Below are 21,725 nucleotides of genomic sequence, written 5' to 3'. Positions count from 1 at the left end.
AATGAGCACTAGCGCAGCACAAGAGAAAGGCGCCGCCAGCGGCGAGTACAGCATTCTCGACAGCATCATCGCCGAAACCCGCCTGACGCCGGACGACGAAGCCTACGACATCGCCAAACGCGGTGTGTCGGCGTTCATCGAAGAGCTGCTCAAGCCGCAGAACAACGGTGAGCCGGTCAAGAAAGCCATGGTTGACCGCATGATCGCCGAGATCGATGCCAAGCTCAGCCGTCAGATGGACGAAATCCTGCACCACCCGGACTTCCAGGCACTGGAATCGTCGTGGCGTGGTCTGCAGTTGCTGGTAGACCGCACCAACTTCCGCGAAAACATCAAGATCGAAATCCTCAACGTCTCGAAAGAAGACCTGCTGGACGATTTCGAAGATTCGCCGGAAGTCATGCAGTCGGGCCTGTACAAGCACATCTACACCGCTGAATACGGCCAGTTCGGTGGTCAGCCGGTTGGCGCGATCATCGCCAACTACTACATGTCCCCAAGCTCGCCGGACGTGAAACTGATGCAGTACGTGTCCAGCGTAGCCTGCATGTCCCACGCGCCGTTCATCGCCGCTGCCGGCCCGAAATTCTTCGGTCTGGAAAGCTTCACCGGCCTGCCGGATCTGAAAGATCTGAAAGACCACTTCGAAGGCCCGCAATTCGCCAAATGGCAGAGCTTCCGTACTTCAGAAGACTCCCGTTACGTTGGCCTGACCGTGCCGCGTTTCCTGCTGCGTAACCCGTACGATCCGGAAGAAAACCCGGTCAAATCGTTCGTGTACAAGGAAACCGTTGCCAACAGCCACGAGCACTACCTGTGGGGCAACACCGCTTACGCGTTCGGCACCAAGCTGACCGACAGCTTCGCCAAATTCCGCTGGTGCCCGAACATCATCGGCCCTCAGAGCGGTGGTGCTGTTGAAGACCTGCCGTTGCACCATTTCGAAAGCATGGGCGAAATCGAAACCAAGATCCCTACTGAGGTTCTGGTTTCCGACCGTCGTGAATACGAACTGGCCGAGGAAGGCTTCATCTCCCTGACCATGCGTAAAGGCTCCGACAACGCGGCGTTCTTCTCCGCAAGCTCGGTGCAGAAGCCGAAGTTCTTCGGCATCAGCGCAGAAGGCAAGGCGGCAGAGCTGAACTACAAGCTCGGCACCCAACTGCCGTACATGATGATCGTCAACCGCCTGGCTCACTACTTGAAAGTGCTGCAGCGCGAGCAACTCGGTTCGTGGAAAGAACGTACCGACCTCGAGCTGGAACTCAACAAGTGGATCCGTCAGTACGTGGCCGACCAGGAAAACCCAAGCGCCGAAGTACGTGGCCGTCGTCCGCTGCGCGCTGCGCAAATCATCGTCAGCGACGTTGAAGGCGAGCCAGGCTGGTACCGCGTGAGCTTGAACGTGCGTCCGCACTTCAAGTACATGGGTGCCGATTTCACCCTGTCGCTGGTTGGCAAGCTGGACAAAGAGTAAGAGCGACTCATGGACGGATACGGCAGCCTTTTCGAACGTCTCAATGGCGACGCGGAAAAACGCAAGGGCAGGAGCCTCGAGGTTTCTGCCATGGCGTCAGTCGCTGCCCATCTGGCCAAAATGCTCAGCACCCGGGCCGGCAGCGTGCAAACGCTGTCCGACTACGGGTTGCCCGATCTCAATGACATGCGTCTGAGCCTGCACGACTCCCTGAGTCAGGCCCGTCTGGCCATCGAAACTTTCATCGAAGCCTACGAGCCACGCCTGAGCAACGTGCGTGTCATTTCCCTGCCGCGTGACCACGATCAGCTTCGCCTGTCCTTCAGTATTGAGGGGCTACTGGAAGTTGAAGGGTTCAAGCGTCAGGTCAGTTTTTCCGCACGCCTGGATGGCAGCGGGCAAGTGAAGGTCACCTAAGGAGAATCCCGATGTCTGGCAAACCTGCAGCACGTTCCACCAGAAAATCCGGGTTTGTTCTCCTGATAGCGGTGCCCCTGTTTCTGCTGATGTTCATTGTATTGAAGGTGTTCAGTTCGCTGACTGCAAAGCCATTGAAAACCTATGCAAGTGAATCGGGTAAATGCCACATCTCCCGATATGTACCTGATTACGCGTTCCTGGGCGCGATGGGCGGTATTTTCGAGCTGTTCAGCAGTCATTTTTTCTACCGTGTTTACACAACAGATGGACGGCTCTTGAAAACGTCGGAGTGGAATCTGTGGATGAGGGAAGGCGATCCAGGCATTGCCCCTGAGCTTCAGGGCGAGATGATTCTATATCCGGGTTCAGAGGGCTGGGAAAGTTGGATCATTCCAGAATGCCGATGAGTCATGCTTTTCAAAAACTGCTGACCTCCGTTGCGATAGTCGTTGTGTTGCTCCTGGTGATTTTTGCTGTTGCTGTCTATGAGCTGCTGAGCCGAAAAGCGTATGTGTCTGTCGTGAGTCCAAGCGGGAAATACATCATTGAGTCGGTTGCGGGAGCCTCACTGCTGACGCCAAGAGAGACGGTTTACCTTCGTTTTTATGAACGTGAAAATCCAGCTCATGTGTACCGAACGCCTTTGTTTTCCGAGCTGGCTCTGGACATGAGGGCGCGCGAGGATGAGGCAGAAGTGGGTGTGGTTTTTATCTATCTGGACAAAAAGGCCAATACGTTTTCTCTCGCCTTGTCCCGTCCGGATGAACACTGGATGAATAGGTTCATCAGCAATACGTCTTACATGCTCATGGAAAATTAATGCGATGAACCGCACTCAGGAACAATGAACAGTCATCACGTCAAAGCCTGTTAAGGAGAGCTCAATGTCAGGAAAACCCGCAGCACGCGTATCCGACCCCACCGCTTGCCCACTTCCAGGCCACGGTACCAACCCGATCGCCGCCGGTTCCGGCGACGTGTTCTTCGACGGCCTCGCGGCCGCCCGCCAAGGCGATGCCTCGGCGTGTGGTGGTGCGATGTCGGGAGGTTTGGCGACCACTGTGTTGATCAACGGCAAACCTGCCGCGACGGTTGATTCGGTGGGTACGCATGGCAACAAGGTTACAGCTGGATCCGGGACGGTGATTATCGGCAATTCGCATTCGCCGGCGCCGTTTGTGCCGCCGTTGCCGGTGGAGATTCAGTGGCCGTTTAACGAGCATTTTGTAATCAATTGCGAAGAAACAGGCAAACCCCTCGCGGGGGTGGAATACACACTTAAAACTTCCTCGGGGAAGATCATAAACGGCGTGACAGGTGCGGACGGGAAAACTCAAAAAGTATTTTCAGCCACCGCAGAAGCCGTTGAATTGATCATTGAACCTCAGAGCAGAGTTGTGCTTGCTTAGTTTTGTTGGTTTTGAGATTCAGCAAAGTTTGATTGCTGGAAAATATATCAAAGGGATATAGAGATGGCAGCGAAGACAGTGGCAACCACCATGACTCCGGCGAGCAATAAAACCGGTCAGACTGCTACTGCGCGCCAGTTCAAGATTACTGATATCCCGGCCACGATGAAAAAAATAAACTGGCCTGTTGCCGCTGCTTTGATGAGCCATTGGTTCAATGGTAAACCATGGGCGACAAAAGATGGTGGAATGGATGATGTCGTAAAAAGGCACGACGCATTTGCTCCGGCAAATTACATCGAAGAGTCCATCGTTAAAATGAATTGGGTGCTTGGGTTTGAGCGAGCAAATGCAGCATTCAAACACTTGAAAGCGAACTGGAACAGTCCTCCTGGGATCAATCTGATAAAGAAGAGATTGCGAGATAATTTTTCCAATAGCGTTCCCGGCTGTTATCCAGTGGCTTTTAATGGCGTGGCCAGTGCTGCTGAGAAATTTGGTTACTCCAATAATAAAGTTGTCGAGTTCGAACAGGCTGGTGCTGATGAAGTTAACGAGCTTCGCGCTGCGCTTGCAAATTTCAATATGCGCGTGATTGCCGAAGGCTCGGTAGTCGTAACAGGCAAAAGTATTGTTTTTACGCCATCGCAAATCGGTTTTTATATTGAAGATGCTTATGACTTCAATGATGGTATTGCTCTTTTTAGTCAAATTCTAGGTTACTGGAATTTTGATAAATTGGTCACTGATCCTGTGGAAGGCGCTAAAACAAACACGAAGCTGGCTGCCGAAATGACTTCTTTGATAGCTGAGTCCACGTACAAGCAGATCAAGGGAGAACAAAGCCCTCAGCAAAAGGACGAAGCCGTGCGGCGATATAGAGAGCTGGAAGGCAAGCATTATATGCTCGTACAAAATAGCGATTTTCGAGATTATCGGGATCAGAATAAAAAAGGAGGGGACTTTCGCGTTTATTCGGACATTTTGTACGAGAGCGTATCCGTGGCTCCTATTGAGGAAATCTCTAAATGAGTTCGTGGAATAAGTTTTTTATGAGTTTGGCTACGCTATTGGTCAGCTTGTTCATCGTTGTCGCCTTTATTATAAATGGTATTTTGAATCGTGCACCTGATGTCTCAAAAAAGAGTCCGTCCGGACAGTATCTTATAGAGTCAATTCCGGCGAGTTCCCTTTTGACTCCGCGAGATTCGGTGTATTTGCGTTTTACGGATTTGAATAATCCTGATCGTGCATATCGAACCCCTTTGTTTTCTGATGTTTCATTGGATATGAATGCCGATGAGGATGACGAAGTTGTCGGAGTTGTTTTCATCGAGCTGGATAAAAAAAGCAAGGAGTTCACGCTGGCGCTATCTAATCCGAGAAAGCACTGGTTGGATTTTTTTATCAGTAATACGCCCTACAAGGTTCTGGAAAATTGATGTTCTGGGCCGGGAAACAGGGTGGTTTTGGTTCGTGGTATGGGAATCTGGGGCTTGCATGAGTAACTACGCACGTCTTGGCCTATGCCTGTTAATCCACGCCCTCGGATGCGTGGCTTACGCGTTTTTGAATGACGCGGTTGTGCATGCTTACAAGCTTTTTAACGGCGGATTCACCTCCCGCGGTGTCGCCATCGGCATGGCGAGTTACGCACTGTTTTACATTTTTCTGGGCGTCAACTTGATCGTTGCGCTGATTCCAAGTCTGGTCGCCAAGCTAGTCATCCTTGGTCTGATGGTGGGCTTCATTCTGCTATGGATGCTGCCGGACAACCCGTTGAGAGCCCTGTTTTACGGCGTTGCACAAGGTTGCGTCACGTTGCTGGCAATTCTCACCACTCAAGTCATCGAGTTGCGTTGGGTTTTGCGAAACGTATCGGATCGAATCCCGCCAAGTCAGCCTGCAGGTGCAATCCAATGATCAGGTCGGACATCGAGCGTAATCCACAGGACAGTTTTTCCATGAGTTCCACTACCAGGCAGGTAACCCGTGTCCTTTAACCACTACTACCAAAGCGAACTCACTGCACTGCGCCAACTCGGTCGCCGTTTCGCCGAGCGTAGTCCGGCGTTGGCGCCGTATCTGGGCCAGGCCGGGCGGGATCCGGATGTGGAGCGGTTGCTGGAAGGCTTTGCTTTTCTGACCGGGCGTCTGCGCCAGAAGCTCGATGACGAGTTGCCGGAACTCAGCCATTCGCTGATGCAACTGCTGTGGCCGAACTACATGCGGCCGCTGCCGGCGTTCAGCATTTTGCAGTTCGATCCGCTCAAGCGTTCCGGCCCGGCGCTGGTGGTCGCGCGCGATACGCCGGTGGAAAGCAAACCGATCGAAGACGTGCGTTGCCGCTTCCGTACCTGCTACCCGACTGAGGTGCTGCCGCTGGATCTGGCCGCGCTGAATTACTCGGTGAAGGGCGACGGTTCGCTGCTCAGCCTGCGTCTGGAAATGAGCGCCGACGGCCACCTCGGCGAACTGGAACTGAGCAAGCTGCGCCTGCACTTTGCCGGTGAGCGCTACATCAGCCAGATGCTGTATTTGAGCCTGCTGCGCAACCTCGAAGGCATCGAGCTGATCCCGCTCGACGGCGCCGGCAAGCCGATTGATGGCGTCAGCGGCAAACCGATGGCGTTCAAGATTCCCGGTGATCGCGTCAAACCAGTGGGCTTTGCCGAAGAAGAAGCGTTGATCCCCTATCCGCTGAACACCTTCCGTGGTTATCGCTACCTGCAGGAATACTTCGCCTTCCAGGACAAATTCCTGTTCGTCGACGTCAACGGTCTGGACATTCTCAAGGCGCTGCCCGAAGACACCCTCAAGCAGATGCGCGGCCTGGAATTGCGTTTCGACATTCGCAAGAGCGGCATCATGCGCATGCGGCCGACGCTGGATAACGTGAAGCTGTTCTGCACGCCGATCGTCAATCTGTTCGAGCACGACGCGCTGCCAATCCGCCTCGACGGCAAACAGGACGAATACCTGCTGCTGCCGGCGGAATACGATCTGGAAAACTGCGGCGTGTTCTCGGTGGAAACCGTGACGGGATGGAAGCCCGGCGGCCTCGGCTATCAGGAGTACGTGCCGTTCGAATCCTTCGAGCACGACCCGAGTTTCGACGTGCCCAACAGCCGTCCGCATTACAGTATCCGTCAGCGTTCGTCACTGCTGCACGATGGCCTCGACACTTACCTGAGCTTCGGCATCCGCCACACCGAAGCTCACGAAACGCTGTCGATCGAGCTGATGTGCACTAACCAGAACCTGCCGAAGAAGCTCAAGCTCGGCGACATCTGCATGGCCTGCGAAGAGACGCCGGAGTTTTTGAGCTTCCGCAACATCACCCCGGCCACCCCAAGCTTCGCGCCGCCGCTGAATCGTGACTTCCTGTGGAAGCTGATCAGCAACATGTCGCTTAACTATCTGTCGCTGGCCGACGTCAATGCGTTGAAGGTGATTCTGGAAACCTACGACCTGCCGCGCTACTACGACCAGCACGCGGAGAAAGTCAGCAAGCGCCTGCTCGGCGGCCTCAAACATATCAAGCACCACCACGTCGATCGGCTGCACCGTGGCCTGCCGGTGCGCGGTTTGCGCACCGAACTGACCATCGATCCGGAAGGGTATATCGGCGAAGGCGACCTGTTCGTTTTCGCTTCGGTTCTTAACGAGTTTTTCGCGCTTTACGCCAGTCTCAATTCATTCCATGAGCTGCGGGTAAAAAGCACACAGGGAGAGGTGTACCAATGGACACCACGTATGGGCCTTCAGCCCCTGCTTTAAGCGGGCTGACCCGGGTAATACGCGAGTACTCGCTGTTTCAGGCCGTGCTGCTGGTGATCGACCGGCTGCGCGAGGCACACCCGCACCTGAGCGAAGACGATCTGTACGATCAGGTCGAGTTTCAGGCCAACCCGAGCCTCGGATTTCCGCGTAGCGATGTCGATCGCGTGGAGTTTTTCGAAGAGCACGGGCAGATGCGCGCGCGCGTGCGTTTCAACCTGATCGGCCTGGTCGGTTCCGGTTCACCGCTGCCGGCGTTCTACGGCGAACAAGCCTTGGGCGACAGCGAAGACGGCAACCCGACGCGCAATTTCCTCGACCTGTTCCACCATCGTCTGCAACGGCTGATGCTGCCGATCTGGCGCAAGTACCGCTATCGCGCGAGTTTCCAGAGCGGGGCGATTGACCCGTTTTCATCGCAGCTGTTCGCACTGATCGGCCTGGGTGGCGACGAGATCCGCAAGGCCAAGGAACTCAACTGGAAACGCCTGCTGCCGTACCTCGGCCTGCTCAGTTTGCGGGCGCACTCGGCGGCGTTGATCGAGGCCGTGCTGCGTTACTACTTCAAGCACGAAGACCTGGTCATCGAGCAGTGCATCGAGCGCCGCGTGGAAATTCTCGACGAGCAGCGCAATCGTTTGGGCCGCGACAACAGCGTGCTTGGCGAGGACCTGGTGCTCGGTGAGCGCGTGCGCGACCGCAGCGGCAAATTCCGCATTCACATCACCCAACTCGACTGGCAGCGATTCCACGAATTCCTGCCGATCGGTTTTGGTTACCAGCCGCTCTGCGCGCTGGTGCGGTTCACCCTGCGTGACCCGCTCGATTACGACATTCGCCTGGTCCTGCGCCAGGAAGAAATCCGCGAACTGCGCATCGGTGAGCAGAACGCCTGTCGCCTCGGCTGGACCAGTTGGCTGGGCCGCGAGAAGGCGGACGGCGTGGTGACCCTGGGCAGCAAAATTCATTAAGGACGTGAGCCATGATCAACGTAGACCTGCAACAACTCATTCAGGCGCTGGACGCCGAAACCCGTCGTGATCTGGAGCGTTCGGCTGAGCGCTGTGTAGCCCGTGGCGGCAGCAAGATCCTCGTCGAAGACATGATGCTCGGCCTGCTGGAGCGTCCGAACGGCTTACTCGCACGCGCGTTGCAGGACGCCGATGTCGATGCCGGTGAACTCAGCGCCGCGCTGCAATCGCGGGTCGAGCACAGCGCTTCGCGCAACCCGGTGTTCGCCCCGGAACTGGTGCAATGGCTGCAAGACGCACTGCTGGTGGCCAACCTCGAACTGGGCCAGACCCAGGTCGAAGACGCCGCGCTGATCCTCGCTTTGCTGCGCAACCCGATGCGTTATGCCGGCAGCCGTTATCAGCCGCTGCTCGCCAAGCTGAACATCGATCGCCTGAAAGAATTTGCCCTGTCGCAAAAGGAGCAACCGGCGGCCAACGGTAAACCTGCCGCGCAGGGCGAATCGCTGTTGCAGCGCTTCACTCACAACCTGACTCAACAGGCCCGCGACGGCAAACTCGACCCGGTGCTGTGCCGCGATGGCGCGATCCGCCAGATGGTCGACATCCTTGCCCGTCGCCGCAAGAACAACCCGATTGTGGTCGGTGAGGCCGGTGTCGGTAAAACCGCCATCGTCGAAGGTCTGGCTTCGCGCATCGCTGCCGGTGAAGTGCCGCAAGTGCTCAAAGGCGTTGAACTGCTGTCGCTGGACATGGGCCTGTTGCAGGCCGGCGCCAGCGTCAAAGGTGAATTCGAGCGTCGTCTCAAAGGCGTGATCGACGAAGTCAAAGCTTCGCCAAAACCGATCATTCTGTTCATCGACGAAGCCCACACCCTGATCGGCGCGGGCGGCAATGCCGGTGGTTCCGATGCAGCCAACCTGCTGAAACCTGCACTGGCCCGTGGCGAACTGCGCACCATCGCCGCCACCACTTGGGCCGAGTACAAGAAATACTTCGAGAAAGACCCGGCGCTGGCCCGTCGTTTCCAGCCAGTTCAACTGCATGAACCAACCGTCAGCGAAGCGGTGACCATTCTCCGTGGCCTGGCCCAGGTCTACGAGAAGAGCCACGGCATTTATCTGCGTGACGACGCGGTGGTGTCGGCGGCTGAATTGTCCGCGCGTTACCTGGCGGGTCGGCAACTGCCGGACAAAGCCGTCGATGTCCTCGACACCGCTTGCGCCCGCGTACGCATCAGCCTCGCCGCCGCCCCGGAAAGCCTTGAGCGTCTGCGTGGCGAACTGGCCGAAGGTGGTCGTCAGCGTCAGGCCTTGCGCCGCGATGCCGAGGCCGGTCTGCTGATCGACCACGAAGCGCTGGATGCACTGGAAGCGCGACTGGAAGAAGCCGAAGACGAAATGGTCGCGCTGGAAGCCCTGTGGACTGAACAGAAGGCACTGGCCGAGCGCTTGCTGGACCTGCGTCAGCAACTGGCCAAGGCGCGCGAAGCCGCTGCGGTCGAGCCGACCGTATCGGTTGAGGAAGACGCCGAAGGCACCGTCATCGAAACCCTGGCCGCTGAAGTCGAGGAAGGTCAAAGCGTCGCAGCGCTGGAAGCCCAACTCAACGAAACCCACAGCGCACTCACCGCCGCCCAGGTCAAAGAACGTCTGGTCAGCTTCGAAGTCTGCCCGCGTCTGGTCGCCGAAGTGATCAGCGCCTGGACCGGCGTGCCACTGGCGCAACTGGCCCGTGAGCACAACGCCAAGGTCGCCAGTTTCGCCACCGATCTGCGCACGCGCATCCGTGGTCAAGAGCAAGCCGTGCACGCACTGGATCGCTCGATGCGCGCCACAGCTGCCGGCCTGAACAAGCCTGACGCGCCGGTCGGTGTGTTCCTGCTGGTCGGCCCGAGCGGCGTCGGTAAAACCGAAACCGCGCTGGCCCTCGCGGACTTGCTGTACGGCGGCGACCGTTTCATTACCACCATCAACATGTCCGAGTTCCAGGAGAAACACACCGTTTCTCGCCTGATCGGTGCACCACCGGGCTACGTCGGTTACGGCGAGGGCGGCATGCTCACCGAAGCCGTGCGCCAGAAACCGTACTCGGTGGTGCTGCTCGATGAAGTCGAGAAGGCTGATCCGGACGTGCTTAACCTGTTCTACCAAATCTTCGACAAAGGCGTGGCCAACGACGGCGAAGGTCGCGAGATCGACTTCCGCAACACGTTGATCCTGATGACCTCGAACCTGGGCAGCGATCGCATCAGCGACCTCTGCGAAGGTGGCGCGCGGCCGACCGCCGAAGTGCTCGAAGAGACGATTCGCCCGGTACTCAGCAAACATTTCAAACCCGCCCTGCTGGCGCGGATGAAAGTGGTGCCTTACTACCCAGTCGGCGGCCCGGTATTGCGCGAGCTGATCGAGATCAAACTCGGTCGTCTCGGCGAGCGCCTGAACCGTCGTCAGCTGGATTTCAGCTGGTGCCAGAACCTCGTCGATCATCTGTCCGAGCGCTGCACGCAAAGCGACAGCGGCGCGCGTCTGATCGATCATCTGCTCGATCAGCATGTGCTGCCGCTGGTAGCCGATCGCTTGCTCGATGCCATGGCCACGGGTGAAAGCCTCAAGCGCGTGCATGCCACGCTCGACGGCAACGCCAGCGTGACGTGCGAGTTCGCCTGAGGTGGGCGTGATGTTCACTCAAGTGCCGCAGCCGCTGGCTTACGCCGAAGCGTTGCTGGCGCAGTTCGCCAGCCTGTCGCGGGCGGCGGACGGTGCTGCGCTGCTGGGTGACTTTGTGCGCGGGTTGGCCGAGTTGAGCGGTTGCGAACTGACGCAGCTGTATCTGCTCGACGCCACCCACACCTGCCTTGGGATGAACGCCGAATACCTCGACGGCGCGCTGCAACCGCGCCAGGCGGCGAGTCTGCCGGCGGATTACAACGGTGAGCAATTGCTGCAATTCGCCCTGTGCCAGAACCGCGTGGTGTGCCTCGACGACCTCAGCGCCAGCCTGCACGAAACCAGTTTTCTGCCGGCCGCGTCTTCGCCGTGGCAATCATTGTTGTGCGTGCCACTGGTCAATCAGCACAAGGCAGTGGAAGGTCTGCTGCTGTGTGCCAGCCGTCGTCGCATGGATCTGCAAGGCTTTGCCGATTCGCTCGGCCAGCTCGGCTCGTTCGTGCTTGGCCAACTGCACTTGCTGCAACGCCTGCGCCAGCCTCGGGATGTTCAGGCGCCAGCGGTACGCAGCGTGCCAAGCATCAGCGGTTACGGGCTAATCGGTAAAAGCGCGGCGATTCGCCAGACCTATTCGCTGATCAGCAAAGTCCTGCACAGCCCGTACACCGTGCTGTTGCGCGGCGAGACCGGCACCGGCAAGGAAGTGGTCGCGCGGGCGATTCACGATTGCGGGCCGCGTCGTTCTCAGGCGTTCATCGTGCAGAACTGCGCGGCATTCCCCGAGAACCTGCTGGAAAGCGAGCTGTTCGGCTATCGCAAAGGCGCGTTCACTGGCGCTGATCGCGACCGCGCCGGGCTGTTCGATGCGGCCAACGGTGGCACGCTGTTGCTCGACGAAATCGGTGACATGCCGCTGTCGCTCCAGGCGAAAATCTTGCGCGTGTTGCAGGAGGGCGAGATCCGCCCGCTGGGTTCCAACGACACGCACAAGATTGACGTGCGCATCATCGCCGCCACGCACCGCGATTTGTCGGTGCTGGTCAGCGAAGGCAAATTCCGCGAGGACTTGTATTACCGCCTCGCGCAATTCCCCATCGAACTGCCGGCCCTGCGTCAGCGCGAAGGCGACATCCTCGATCTGGCCCGGCACTTCGCCGAGAAGACCTGCAGATTCCTGCAACGTGATCCGGTGCGCTGGTCGGAACCGGCGCTGGAACATTTGTCCGGTTACACCTTCCCCGGCAACGTTCGCGAACTCAAGGCATTGGTCGAGCGCGCGGTGTTGTTGTGCGAGGGCGGTGAGTTACTGGCCGAGCATTTCTCCCTGCGTATGGAGCCGATGCCCGAAGACAACAGTGGCTTGAATCTGCGCGAGCGCATGGAGCGGGTCGAACGCACATTGCTGCTCGATTGCCTGCGCAAGAACGACGGCAATCAGACCCTCGCCGCCCGCGAATTGGGCCTGCCACGCCGCACCCTGCTGTACCGCCTCGGGCGGTTGAACATCAATCTGGGAGATTTCGATGGGTAGGCAAAGATCATCGTTTTCTCCTCGAAAAACCTATTTCAGCGCCGCCCGCAAGGGCCGGCGCTTTGTGCTTTGTCTACCCCTGGAGACCCTCTGATGTCTGTTCGTCACTGGCAAGCTGTCCTGCTGACCCTCGTCGTTCTATGTGGCCTTGGCGGCTGTAGCGGCAATTACAAATTCAATGACACCGACTATCGCCCGTTGGGTGATCCGCAAGCGGTCAATCGCGGCAAGTGACCGCAAGGAGCATCAAACATGGAACTGGTTTTCGAAATGCTGAACACCAAGCAGTTCGTGCCCACCGAGTTGTGCCAGAAGACCTTCAAACAGGCCGGCGGCGTGATCGGACGGGGCGAGGACTGCGACTGGATCATCCCTGACCGCAAGCGTCATCTGTCCAATCACCACGCGATTGTCAGCTACCGCGAAGGCACGTTTTTCCTGACCGACACCAGCAGCAACGGTGTTCAGGACGGCACAAGCGGTGCACGCCTGCACAAGGGCGAACCGATGCGCATCGAGCACGGCAGCACCTATGTGCTCGGCGACTTCGAAATTCGCGCGCGCCTTGTGCGTGACCCGGCGACCTTCGACGGCGAAGTCGGCCGTCCGCGTGCGGCCGGCAGCATCATTCCGGACGACGCGTTCCTCGATCTCGACCCGCTCAACGCCCTCGAACAGCAAGAGCGCGTGTACTCGGAAATCGACGAACTGCTGGCGCCGAACACCAAGCCTGAAGACTCCCGTCAGCGTGCCGACTACGCGCGCATCGACATGGAAAGCCTGATGGTGCCGGAGCTGATCGCCGCGCCCGCAGAACCTGAGCCCGCTCCGGCACCGAAAGCCGTCGAGCGTCAGAGCGAAGGTTTCTGGGAGCACTTTGGCGCCGCGCTCGGCGTTGACGTCAAAGGCCTCGGCCACGACGAACGCGAAGCCCTGGCGCTGAACGCCGCGCGTTTGCTGCGTCAGAGCATCGGCGGTTTGCAGCAGAGCCTGCGTACCCGCTCGGAGCTGAAAAACGAACTGCGTCTGGCCCAGACCACCGTGCAAGGCACCAACAAGAACCCGCTGAAATTCGCCGTCGATCCGAGCGAAGCGCTGGAGATTATGTTGCAGCCAAGCAAGCCCGGACACCTGCCTGCCGAACAAGCCATCTCCCGCGCGTTCCGCGATTTGCAGGCGCATCAGGTGGCCTTGCTGACCGCCAGCCGCGCCGCCGTGCGCGGCACGCTGGAGCACTTCTCGCCCGAGCAACTGACCTTGCGTTTCGAGCGCGACAGCAAGCCGCTGATCGCGACTTCCGGCGGGCGCTGGAGAGCGTTTGGTCGTTATCACCAGGCGCTGCGTCAGGACGATGACTGGAGCGAGCGTCTGCTGGCCCGCGACTTCGCCCAGGCTTACGAAGAACAGATCCGCCTGATCTCCACCCTCCACACCGACCACCAAGGATGATGCGCATGTCTCGCCGTTCGACCGCTTTTTTCAAGACGCTGACTGCGCTCACCGTGCTGGTGCTGCTCGCTGGTTGCTCGTCGCTGTCGCCGTACTCGAAAGTGACCAAGATCAACCTGAAACTGACTGGCAGCGATCAGCTCAACCCGGACCTCAACGGTCGCCCGTCGCCGATTGTGGTGCGCCTGTTCGAACTCAAGCACCCGGTGACATTCGAGAATGCTGATTTCTTCAGCCTTTACGAGCGCGCCAAGGAATCCCTCAACCCGGATCTGGTGGCCAGCGAAGAACTCGAACTGCGTCCGGGTGAAACCGTGGAAATGAAGCTCAGCGTGGAGGAGGGCAGCCTCTACGTCGGCGTCCTCGCCGCCTACCGCGACCTGCCGGAAAGCCAGTGGCGCTACACGGTGCAGATCACCCCGCTGGAAGTCACCGAGGCTGATCTGACCCTCGACCAGGCCGGTATCCGCAATACCCATCAAGTGCTCGCCAAGGCGGATGACTGATCATGAATACCCATAAAGTCATTTGGCAGGAAGGCATGCTGCTGCGTCCGCAGCACTTCCAGCACAACGATCGCTATTACGATCACCAGATGAAAACCCGCACCCAGTTGCTCGGTGGCTACACCTGGGGTTTCCTCAATCTGGAGATCGACTTGCAGTTCCTCAACATGGGCAAACTGGTGATCAGTGAAGCCTCGGGGATTCTGCCGGACGGCAGCCTGTTCGAGCTCGGTGGCAACACCGAACCGCTGGCGCTGGACGTGCCACCGAACACCGGCAACACGCCGATCTATCTGGCGCTGCCGCTGGTCACGGGTAACCACATCGAGTCGCGCCGTCCGGAACAATCAGACGTACTGGCGCGTTACACCGCGTATGACGCCGAAGTGGCCGACTCCAACGCCGGCGACGATTCCGCCAGCCAGGTCAGCTGTGGTCGCCCGGACTTCAAACTGTTGCTCGGCGAGCAGCAGAGCGATCAGGCCTACGTGAAGCTGAAGATCTGCGACGTGCTCGACACCACGCCCGACGGCGTGATCAGCCTCGATCCGGACTTCGTGCCGACTTACATTCAGGCTCACGCGTCCAGCTATCTGCTGTCGTGTCTGAAAGAAGTCATCAGCATGCTCAACCACCGGGGCGACACCATTGCCGAGCGGATTCGCTCCAACGGCAAGGTCGGCGGCGCCGAGGTCGGTGACTTCATGATGCTGCAACTGATCAACCGCACCGAACTGCTGCTGCGCCACTATCTGGGCCTGGAGCAGGTGCACCCGGAAGAGTTGTATCGCACGTTGCTGACCATGCTCGGCGATCTGGCGACCTTCTCCGGCGAGAGCAAACGCCCGCGCCTGGACAGCCGCTACTCCCACGCCGACCAAGGCGGGAGCTTTCGCAAACTGATGGAAGCGATCCGTCAGGTGCTGTCGATGGTGCTCGAACAGCACGCCATCGAACTGATCCTGCAAGCGCGTCAGTACGGCATCATCGTGTCGCCGTTGCACGACCACAAACTGCTCGGCTCGGCCTCGTTCGTGCTGGCAGCCAGTGCCAATTGCGACTCCGAAGAACTGCGCCACCGCTTGCCGGCGCACCTAAAGGTCGGCCCGGTGGAGCGCATCCGCCAGCTGGTCAACCTGCACTTGCCGGGGATCAAGGTCAAACCGTTGCCGGTGGCCCCGCGGCAGATCGCGTTCCACTCCAACAAAACCTATTTCATCCTCGAACTCAGTTCCGAAGACCTGGCACAACTCGAGCGCTCCGGCGGCTTCGCGTTCCACGTGTCCGGCGAATTTGCCGAGCTTGAACTGAAATTCTGGGCCATCAGGAACTGACCGACATGATCAAGGAAACGGATTACAGCCAGGACGACAAAACGGTCTTGCTCGACCGCCAGGGCCACGGCCCGGCGGCGAGTCCGCTGACTGACTTCGCCGCGCCGCCGCGTTTCGAGCAACTGGAAGAACGCATGATCTACGCCGCGCGCCTGCGTCCGGCGGAGGCGTTCAATATCAGCCTCAATTCGCTGGTGGCCGCCTCGTCCGAACTGCTCTCGGAAGTGGTGCGTCTCAAGCACAGCGAAACCCGCGAAGACCTCTACGCGCTCAATGAGCGCCTGACTGCCGGGCTCAAGCTGTTTGAAGTGCGCGCCTTGCACAACGGCGCCGAAAGCAGCCAGGTCATGGCCGCGCGTTACGTGCTCTGCACCGTGGTCGACGAAGCCGTCGTGACCACGCCGTGGGGCAACGAAAGCGAATGGTCGCAGATGAGCCTGCTCAGCAGCTTCCACAACGAAACCTTCGGTGGCGAGAAGTTCTTCCAGCTGCTTGATCGGCTGTCGAAGAATCCGGTGAAGCACTTGCCGATGCTTGAGCTGATGTACCTGTGCCTGTCCCTCGGTTTCGAGGGCAAGTACCGCGTGCAGGCGCGTGGCATGCTCGAGCTTGAAGGCATCCGCGATGCCTTGTATCGCCAGATCCGTCAGTTGCGTGGCGACGTGCCGCGTGAGTTGTCGCCGCACTGGGAAGGCCTCAACGATCAGCGCCGCAGTCTGGTGCGCATCGTGCCGGCGTGGATGGTGGTGTTGTTCACTGTCGTCTGTCTGGTGGTGATGTATTCGGGCTTCGCCTGGGTCTTGGGCGAGCAGCGCGAAACCGTTCTGCAACCATATCAGCCGCTTGATCCAGCCGCGGTTCAACCGCAGTCGCAGCCGTAAACAGGGACGTGTGATGAAAAAGTTTTTCAAGAAAGTCGGCGCCTTCCTGCGCCAGACCTGGGTCTGGACCCTGCTGCTGGTGCTGTTCGTGGCACTGCTGGTGTGGTTCGTCGGCCCGTTGTTGGCGGTTGATGATTACAAGTTCTGGGAAAGCGCGACCTCGCGTCTGCTGACCATCAGTGTCTTGTTCCTGATCTGGGGCCTGACCATGGTCTTCGTCAGCTGGCGCGCCGGTATTCGCAAGAAAGCTGTCGAGGAAAGCGAAGACGGTCAGGACCGTATCCGCCGTGAAGAGCAGATCGACGACGAGCAGAAAGAGTTGAAGGCGCGCTTCAAAGACGCGCTGAAAACCCTGAAGACGTCGAGCCTGTATCGTGGTCGCAGCGAGCGCTGGCGCAGTGATTTGCCGTGGTACTTGCTGATCGGTCCGCAAGCCTCTGGCAAAACCAGCCTGCTGGATTTTTCAGGTCTGGAATTCCCGATCAACAAGATCGACCGCAAGCTGACCCGCGATACTCTCGGCACCCGTCATTGCGACTGGTACTTCGCCGATCACGGTGTGCTGATCGACACCGCCGGGCGCTACACCACCCAGCCGGACGCCGAAGTCGACGGCAGTGCCTGGCGCACCTTGCTCGAGTTGCTGCGCAAGCGTCGTCGCGGCCGTCCGTTGAACGGCGTGCTGGTGACCATTCCGGTGGAAACCCTCACCGGTGGCAGCGAGCAGGACATCGACACCCTGGCGCGCCAGGTGCGCGGTCGCTTGCAGGACATTCATCAGAAGCTGCACGTCGATGTGCCGGTGTATCTGGTGCTGAGCAAGGCTGACAAGCTGCTCGGCTTCGACGAGTTCTTCGATCAACTGACCCGCGAAGAAAGCGATCAGGTGCTGGGCACCAGTTTCCGCAAGGAGCAGGTCGGCACCGACGTGGCTGTGCTGCGCAACGAGTTCGAAGAACTGCTGCGTCGCCTCAACAGCCAGGTGATCATGCGCATGCACTCCGAGCGCGATACCCAGCGCCGTGGTCGCATCCTCGACTTCCCGCATCAACTGGGGCAGATCGGCGAGCGTCTGTGCCTGTTCGTCGACATGGCGTTCACCGGCAACCGCTATCAGCGTGCAACGCAACTGCGTGGTTTCTACCTGACCAGCGCACCGCACCTGACCCAGGAAATGGATTCGACCACTGCCGGCATCGGCGCCAGCCTCGGCATGAATGCCGGTGTGCTGCCGACCCTGCGCAGCGGTCGTTCGCGCTTCATCCACCACCTGCTTAGCCAGGTGATTTTCCCCGAGGCCGATCTGGCCGGTCTGGATAAACGTGAGCGCAGCCGCATCCACTGGGGCCAACGTGCGTTGTATGTCGGCGCACTGGCGGCGCTGGCGCTGTTCGGCATGCTCTGGGCGGGCGGATTCTCGGCCAACTACGAACGTCTGGAAAACCTGCGCACACTGGCGCAAAACTGGACTCAGCAGCGCTCGGCGCTGACCCCGCGTGATGACGCGATGGGCGTGCTGAAAACCCTCGACACCAGCTACGCCGCCACTCAGGTGTTCCCGAAGAAGGGCGACGTGTCGTACCACGAGCGCGGCGGTCTGTATCAGGGCGAAGACATCAATCCGTCGGTCAAAGCGGCGTACGAGCGTGAGCTCGAAGCGCAACTGCTGCCGCGGGTTGCCACGATGCTCGAAGGGCAGATCCGCACCAACATGAAGGACCGCGAAAAGCTGCTCAACAGCTTGCGCGCGTACCTGATGCTGAACATGAAGGATCGCCGCGATGCCGCATGGCTCAAGGACTGGATCGCAAGTGACTGGTCGCAACGCTACACCGGCAACACGGCGGTGCAGAACGGCCTGAACGTCCACCTCGAACGCCTGCTGAAGCAACCTTTCATCTACCCGCTGAACGATCAGTTGGTGACCCAGGCGCGTCAGGTTCTGCGCAGCGAATCGCTGGCCACCGTGGTCTATCGCATGCTTCGTGAGCAGGCGCGCGACCTGCCGGAATACCGTTTCAGCCAACACCTCGGCCCGCAGGGTTCGCTGTTTATCGGCACCGAGTACGTGATCCCGGGTTTCTACACGCAAACCGGTTATCAGCAGTATTTCTCGGTACAGGGCTCGGCGCTGGTCACCGACATCCTGCGTGACAACTGGGTACTGGGTGAAGGCGCGGGCATCAGCGACATGGACTTGCGTCGCCTGATGGTCGAACTGGAGCAATTGTATTTCCGCGACTATGCCAACTACTGGAGCGAGGCCGTTGGCCAAGTGGCCTTGCCACCGATCAGCGACGCCGGTGAAGGCGCCGAGCAACTGGCGGGCCTGACTTCGGCCAACTCGCCGGTGCTCGCGTTGCTGACGGAAGTGCGCGAAAACACGCGCTTCGAGGCCGCCGCAGACCCGGTCGAAGAAGCGGGGGAAGCCGCCGATGCGCTGGCCGGGCAGAAAGGCAAACTGGGTAAAGTCGGCAAACTGGCAGCCGCCGCAGCGGACAAGGCTTCGGCCTTGAGCGTCGCGAAAAACCTGCCGGACACCGCCAAGAAATCCCTGCAACGTCGCTTTGAACCGCTGCATCGTTTGCTCGATGACAACAACGGCCCGGCCGCTGACCTGACACCAGCCCTCAGCGCGCTCAACGACCTGCAACTGCAACTGTCCGGCCTGGCCCGTTCCAGTACGCCGGAACAAGCCGCGTTCGAAATGGCGAAAACCCGCATGAGCGGCCAGCGTGATGCGCTGACCAACCTGCGCACCGCTTCGGGTCGCTTGCCGCGTCCGCTGAGCGTGTGGTTCAACGTGCTGGCCGAAGACTCGTGGCGCCTGGTGCTCAACGATGCCTACCAATACCTGAACGGCCGTTATCAGAACGAGCTGTACAGCGTGTATGGCAAAACCATCAGCAAGCGTTATCCGTTCAGCGCCAGCAGCACCAGCGACGTGGCGATCAGCGACTTCCGCGAGTTCTTCCGCGCGCAGGGCACCGTCGACCGCTTCTTCGACAGCTACATGCGTCCGTTCGTCAGCGGTGATCCGGGCAACTACCGGATGCGCAGCGTCGACGGCCACAGTCTGCCGGTGTCCAAGGTCTACCTTGATCAGATGGCGGCTGCGCTGACGATTCGTCAGAGCTTCTTCTCGATCAACCCGGCCGAGCCGACCGTGCAGTTCAAACTGGAGCCGTACACCCTCGATCCGGCGGTCAGCCGTTCCGAGTTCAAGTTCGGCGACAAGACCATGGAATACCGTCATGGCCCGATCCTGCCAATGTCGTTCAAATGGCCGACCGATGCTGAAGACGGCCGCACCAGTCTGGTCATGGACAAAATGGCCGGGCGTCCGATCGGTATCGAGAAGAACTCCGGCCCATGGTCGCTGTTCCGTCTGTTCGACCTGATGCAGACCGAGTACCTGAGCGGTCGCGACGTGCTGGTGCTGAAAGCTGACGTAGGAGGCCTGCGCGCCAACTACCTGCTGACCAGCCAACGCTCGCCGAACCCGTTCGACCTCGGCGTGTTGCGCACCTTCCGTATGCCGGTGCAGCTCTGATGCTGGTGGCCAGTCCCTGGCGCAGCGCGGCGCGTACCGACCCGGGCAAGGTGCGGGCGCGCAACGAAGATGCCTTCCTCGACCTTCCGCAGCAGGGGCTGTGGGTGGTCGCGGACGGCATGGGCGGTCATCAGGGTGGCGACATCGCCAGCCAGTTGATCGTCGCCAGCCTGGCTGAACTGCCGCAACACGACGACTTCGACGAACGCCTCAAAGCCATTCGCCAGTGCCTGCATTGGTTGAACCGGCGTTTGGGGCAGGAGTTGACCGTTACTGCCGGCCGTCACGACAGCATCATGGGCAGCACCGTGGTGGCGCTGCTGGTGGAAGGCAATCGCGCGGCCTGTATCTGGGCCGGCGACAGCCGTTGTTACATGTGGCGCGGGCAGCGTCTGTATCAGCTGTCCAAAGACCATTCGCTGCAACAGCAACTGATCGACGAGCAGCAAATGAGCGTCGAACAGGCGGCGGCGCACCCGGCGGCTCAGGCATTGACCCGAGCCGTCGGCGCGGCCGACACACTGACCCTGGATGTACTGGAACTTGAGGTCTATCCGGGCGATGCGTTTTTGCTCTGCAGCGATGGTTTGTATCAGGGCCTGAGCAGCGATGCCCTCGGCACCGCCCTCAGCCTCAGCGCGCCGCATGTGGCGCTGGAACGTTTGTTCGACGGCGCCCTGCGGGGCTCCGCTCGCGACAACCTGACTGCCGTGGTAATCCGCCAATGAGTGAAATCGAATCGCCCATCGATGACTTGCTGATGAGTGAAGAACAGGCCAACAACCTGACCTACTTCGCCTTCGCCAAGCCCAATAATGCAGAGCCTTTGCTGGCGCCTACCAAGGCCAGCATTGGTGCACTGCCTGACGTATTGGCGGGCCGTTATCGCCTCGAGCGTCTGCTCGGGGCGGGCGGTATGGGCGCCGTCTACCGGGCAAGGGATCTGCTGCATGAACAGTTCGGTGATCCCGACCCTTACATCGCGCTGAAAATCCTCAGCGAAGAATTTGCCGAATCGCCGGACGCCAGTGCCTTGCTCTACAGCGAGTTCGCGCTGACCCGACGCCTGCGCCACGACAACGTCGTGCGTGCGCACACCTTTGAAGTCGACACCGACTGCCAGCGGGCCTTCATCACCATGGAATACATGCGTGGCCTGACCCTGGACAAATTGCTCTGCGAGCGGCCCCTCGGACTGCCGTGGAAAGAACTGCGCGACATCGTCCTGCCGCTGCTCGACACGTTGGCCTACGCCCACCGTCGCGGCGTGCTGCACGGTGACATGAAACCGAGCAACGTCATGCTCAGCGAAGACGGTTTGCGCCTCTTCGACTTCGGTTTGGGCCAGGCAGAAGAGGGCACCTTGCCCGGCCTGCCGCACCTGAGCCGCGAGCGCTTCAACGCCTGGACCCCGGGCTACGCCGCCCCCGAACTGCTTGAGGGCCAAGCGTTGTCGGCCAGCGCGGACGTGTACGGCGTGGCCTGTGTGATCTATGAACTGGCGAGCGGCAAACACCCGTTCCGCCGCTTGCCCTCGACCCAGGCCCGCGACGAGCATCTGGAGCGTGAGCTGCAAGCCCCGCAGAACTTACCGAAACACGGCTGGCCGGCGCTGCGAACCGCGCTGAGCTTCGACCCGGCAGAGCGCACCATCACTGCCCAACAATTGCGTGACGCTTTGGGCGCCACTTCATCCTGGCTGCAACGTCTGCGGTTTCGGGCGTAACGGATGACATTCGAACAGG

The 21,725-nt window shown here is 59.6% G+C and carries 20 protein-coding genes; all 20 read left to right on the top strand.

From position 1 onward, the window contains the following. Window position 1: 1 nt before the first annotated feature. Window positions 2-1,477 carry a type VI secretion system contractile sheath large subunit gene (gene tssC / locus ACA061_RS26655; protein WP_042561804.1) on the top strand — a complete coding sequence of 492 codons (1,476 nt, stop codon included), beginning with the start codon at window positions 2-4 and terminating at the stop codon, window positions 1,475-1,477. 9 nt (window positions 1,478-1,486) lie between these two features. Next, window positions 1,487-1,894, top strand: a complete 408-nt coding sequence (gene tssE / locus ACA061_RS26650) for a type VI secretion system baseplate subunit TssE (protein ID WP_042561803.1) — start codon at window positions 1,487-1,489, stop codon at window positions 1,892-1,894. Window positions 1,895-1,905: 11 nt separating this feature from the next. Continuing rightward, window positions 1,906-2,304 (top strand): hypothetical protein, encoded by a 399-nt coding sequence (locus ACA061_RS26645; RefSeq protein WP_497300302.1) that lies wholly within the window; start codon window positions 1,906-1,908, stop codon window positions 2,302-2,304. Next, window positions 2,301-2,717, top strand: a complete 417-nt coding sequence (locus ACA061_RS26640) for a hypothetical protein (protein ID WP_497300301.1) — start codon at window positions 2,301-2,303, stop codon at window positions 2,715-2,717. Before ACA061_RS26645 ends, ACA061_RS26640 begins: the two co-directional genes overlap by 4 nt. 64 nt (window positions 2,718-2,781) lie before the next feature. After that, window positions 2,782-3,306: a PAAR domain-containing protein gene (locus ACA061_RS26635; protein WP_210553336.1), complete on the top strand. Its 525-nt coding sequence runs from the start codon at window positions 2,782-2,784 to the stop codon at window positions 3,304-3,306. Window positions 3,307-3,369: 63 nt separating this feature from the next. Further along, entirely contained in the window at window positions 3,370-4,338 is a 969-nt protein-coding gene (locus ACA061_RS26630) for a DUF6402 family protein (RefSeq protein ID WP_497300300.1), read from the top strand. Beyond that, window positions 4,335-4,748, top strand: coding sequence for a hypothetical protein (locus ACA061_RS26625; RefSeq protein ID WP_497300299.1), 414 nt, complete (start codon window positions 4,335-4,337; stop codon window positions 4,746-4,748). The genes ACA061_RS26630 and ACA061_RS26625 overlap by 4 nt, the downstream gene beginning before the upstream one ends. Before the next feature lie 58 nt (window positions 4,749-4,806). Then, entirely contained in the window at window positions 4,807-5,229 is a 423-nt protein-coding gene (locus ACA061_RS26620) for a hypothetical protein (protein ID WP_210553339.1), read from the top strand. 69 nt (window positions 5,230-5,298) lie between these two features. Continuing rightward, on the top strand, window positions 5,299-7,086 hold the full coding sequence (gene tssF, locus ACA061_RS26615) for a type VI secretion system baseplate subunit TssF (RefSeq protein WP_150604661.1): 1,788 nt from the start codon (window positions 5,299-5,301) through the stop codon (window positions 7,084-7,086). Next, entirely contained in the window at window positions 7,050-8,057 is a 1,008-nt protein-coding gene (tssG, locus tag ACA061_RS26610) for a type VI secretion system baseplate subunit TssG (RefSeq protein WP_042561791.1), read from the top strand. Before tssF ends, tssG begins: the two co-directional genes overlap by 37 nt. Before the next feature lie 11 nt (window positions 8,058-8,068). Then, window positions 8,069-10,726, top strand: coding sequence for a type VI secretion system ATPase TssH (gene tssH / locus ACA061_RS26605; protein WP_150604659.1), 2,658 nt, complete (start codon window positions 8,069-8,071; stop codon window positions 10,724-10,726). 10 nt (window positions 10,727-10,736) lie between these two features. Then, a complete protein-coding gene (locus ACA061_RS26600) occupies window positions 10,737-12,257 on the top strand; it encodes a sigma-54 interaction domain-containing protein (protein WP_497300298.1) in 1,521 nt (506 codons plus the stop codon). A gap of 93 nt (window positions 12,258-12,350) precedes the next feature. Beyond that, window positions 12,351-12,491: a type VI secretion protein gene (locus ACA061_RS26595; RefSeq protein ID WP_150616891.1), complete on the top strand. Its 141-nt coding sequence runs from the start codon at window positions 12,351-12,353 to the stop codon at window positions 12,489-12,491. An 18-nt stretch (window positions 12,492-12,509) separates the two neighbouring features. Beyond that, complete coding sequence (tagH, locus tag ACA061_RS26590) at window positions 12,510-13,706, top strand: type VI secretion system-associated FHA domain protein TagH (RefSeq protein WP_210700694.1); 1,197 nt, start codon at window positions 12,510-12,512, stop codon at window positions 13,704-13,706. 5 nt (window positions 13,707-13,711) lie between these two features. Further along, window positions 13,712-14,212, top strand: coding sequence for a type VI secretion system lipoprotein TssJ (gene tssJ, locus ACA061_RS26585; protein ID WP_150604657.1), 501 nt, complete (start codon window positions 13,712-13,714; stop codon window positions 14,210-14,212). Window positions 14,213-14,214: 2 nt separating this feature from the next. Next, window positions 14,215-15,546 carry a type VI secretion system baseplate subunit TssK gene (gene tssK / locus ACA061_RS26580; RefSeq protein WP_007920300.1) on the top strand — a complete coding sequence of 444 codons (1,332 nt, stop codon included), beginning with the start codon at window positions 14,215-14,217 and terminating at the stop codon, window positions 15,544-15,546. 5 nt (window positions 15,547-15,551) lie between these two features. Further along, entirely contained in the window at window positions 15,552-16,427 is an 876-nt protein-coding gene (gene icmH, locus ACA061_RS26575; protein ID WP_150604656.1) for a type IVB secretion system protein IcmH/DotU, read from the top strand. Window positions 16,428-16,440: 13 nt separating this feature from the next. After that, a complete protein-coding gene (gene tssM / locus ACA061_RS26570) occupies window positions 16,441-19,980 on the top strand; it encodes a type VI secretion system membrane subunit TssM (protein ID WP_150604655.1) in 3,540 nt (1,179 codons plus the stop codon). Beyond that, the gene (locus ACA061_RS26565; RefSeq protein WP_042561783.1) at window positions 19,980-20,708 is read left to right on the top strand and encodes a PP2C family protein-serine/threonine phosphatase; all 729 of its coding nucleotides are present in this window, start codon (window positions 19,980-19,982) and stop codon (window positions 20,706-20,708) included. The genes tssM and ACA061_RS26565 overlap by 1 nt, the downstream gene beginning before the upstream one ends. After that, complete coding sequence (locus ACA061_RS26560) at window positions 20,705-21,706, top strand: serine/threonine-protein kinase (RefSeq protein WP_150616888.1); 1,002 nt, start codon at window positions 20,705-20,707, stop codon at window positions 21,704-21,706. The genes ACA061_RS26565 and ACA061_RS26560 overlap by 4 nt, the downstream gene beginning before the upstream one ends. The last annotated feature ends 19 nt before the right edge of the window (window positions 21,707-21,725 follow it).

This window comes from Pseudomonas sp. LBUM1668 (assembly GCF_059695715.1).
Note: the sequence above shows the minus strand (reverse complement) of the source record. Positions and strands in the feature narration are given on the sequence as shown.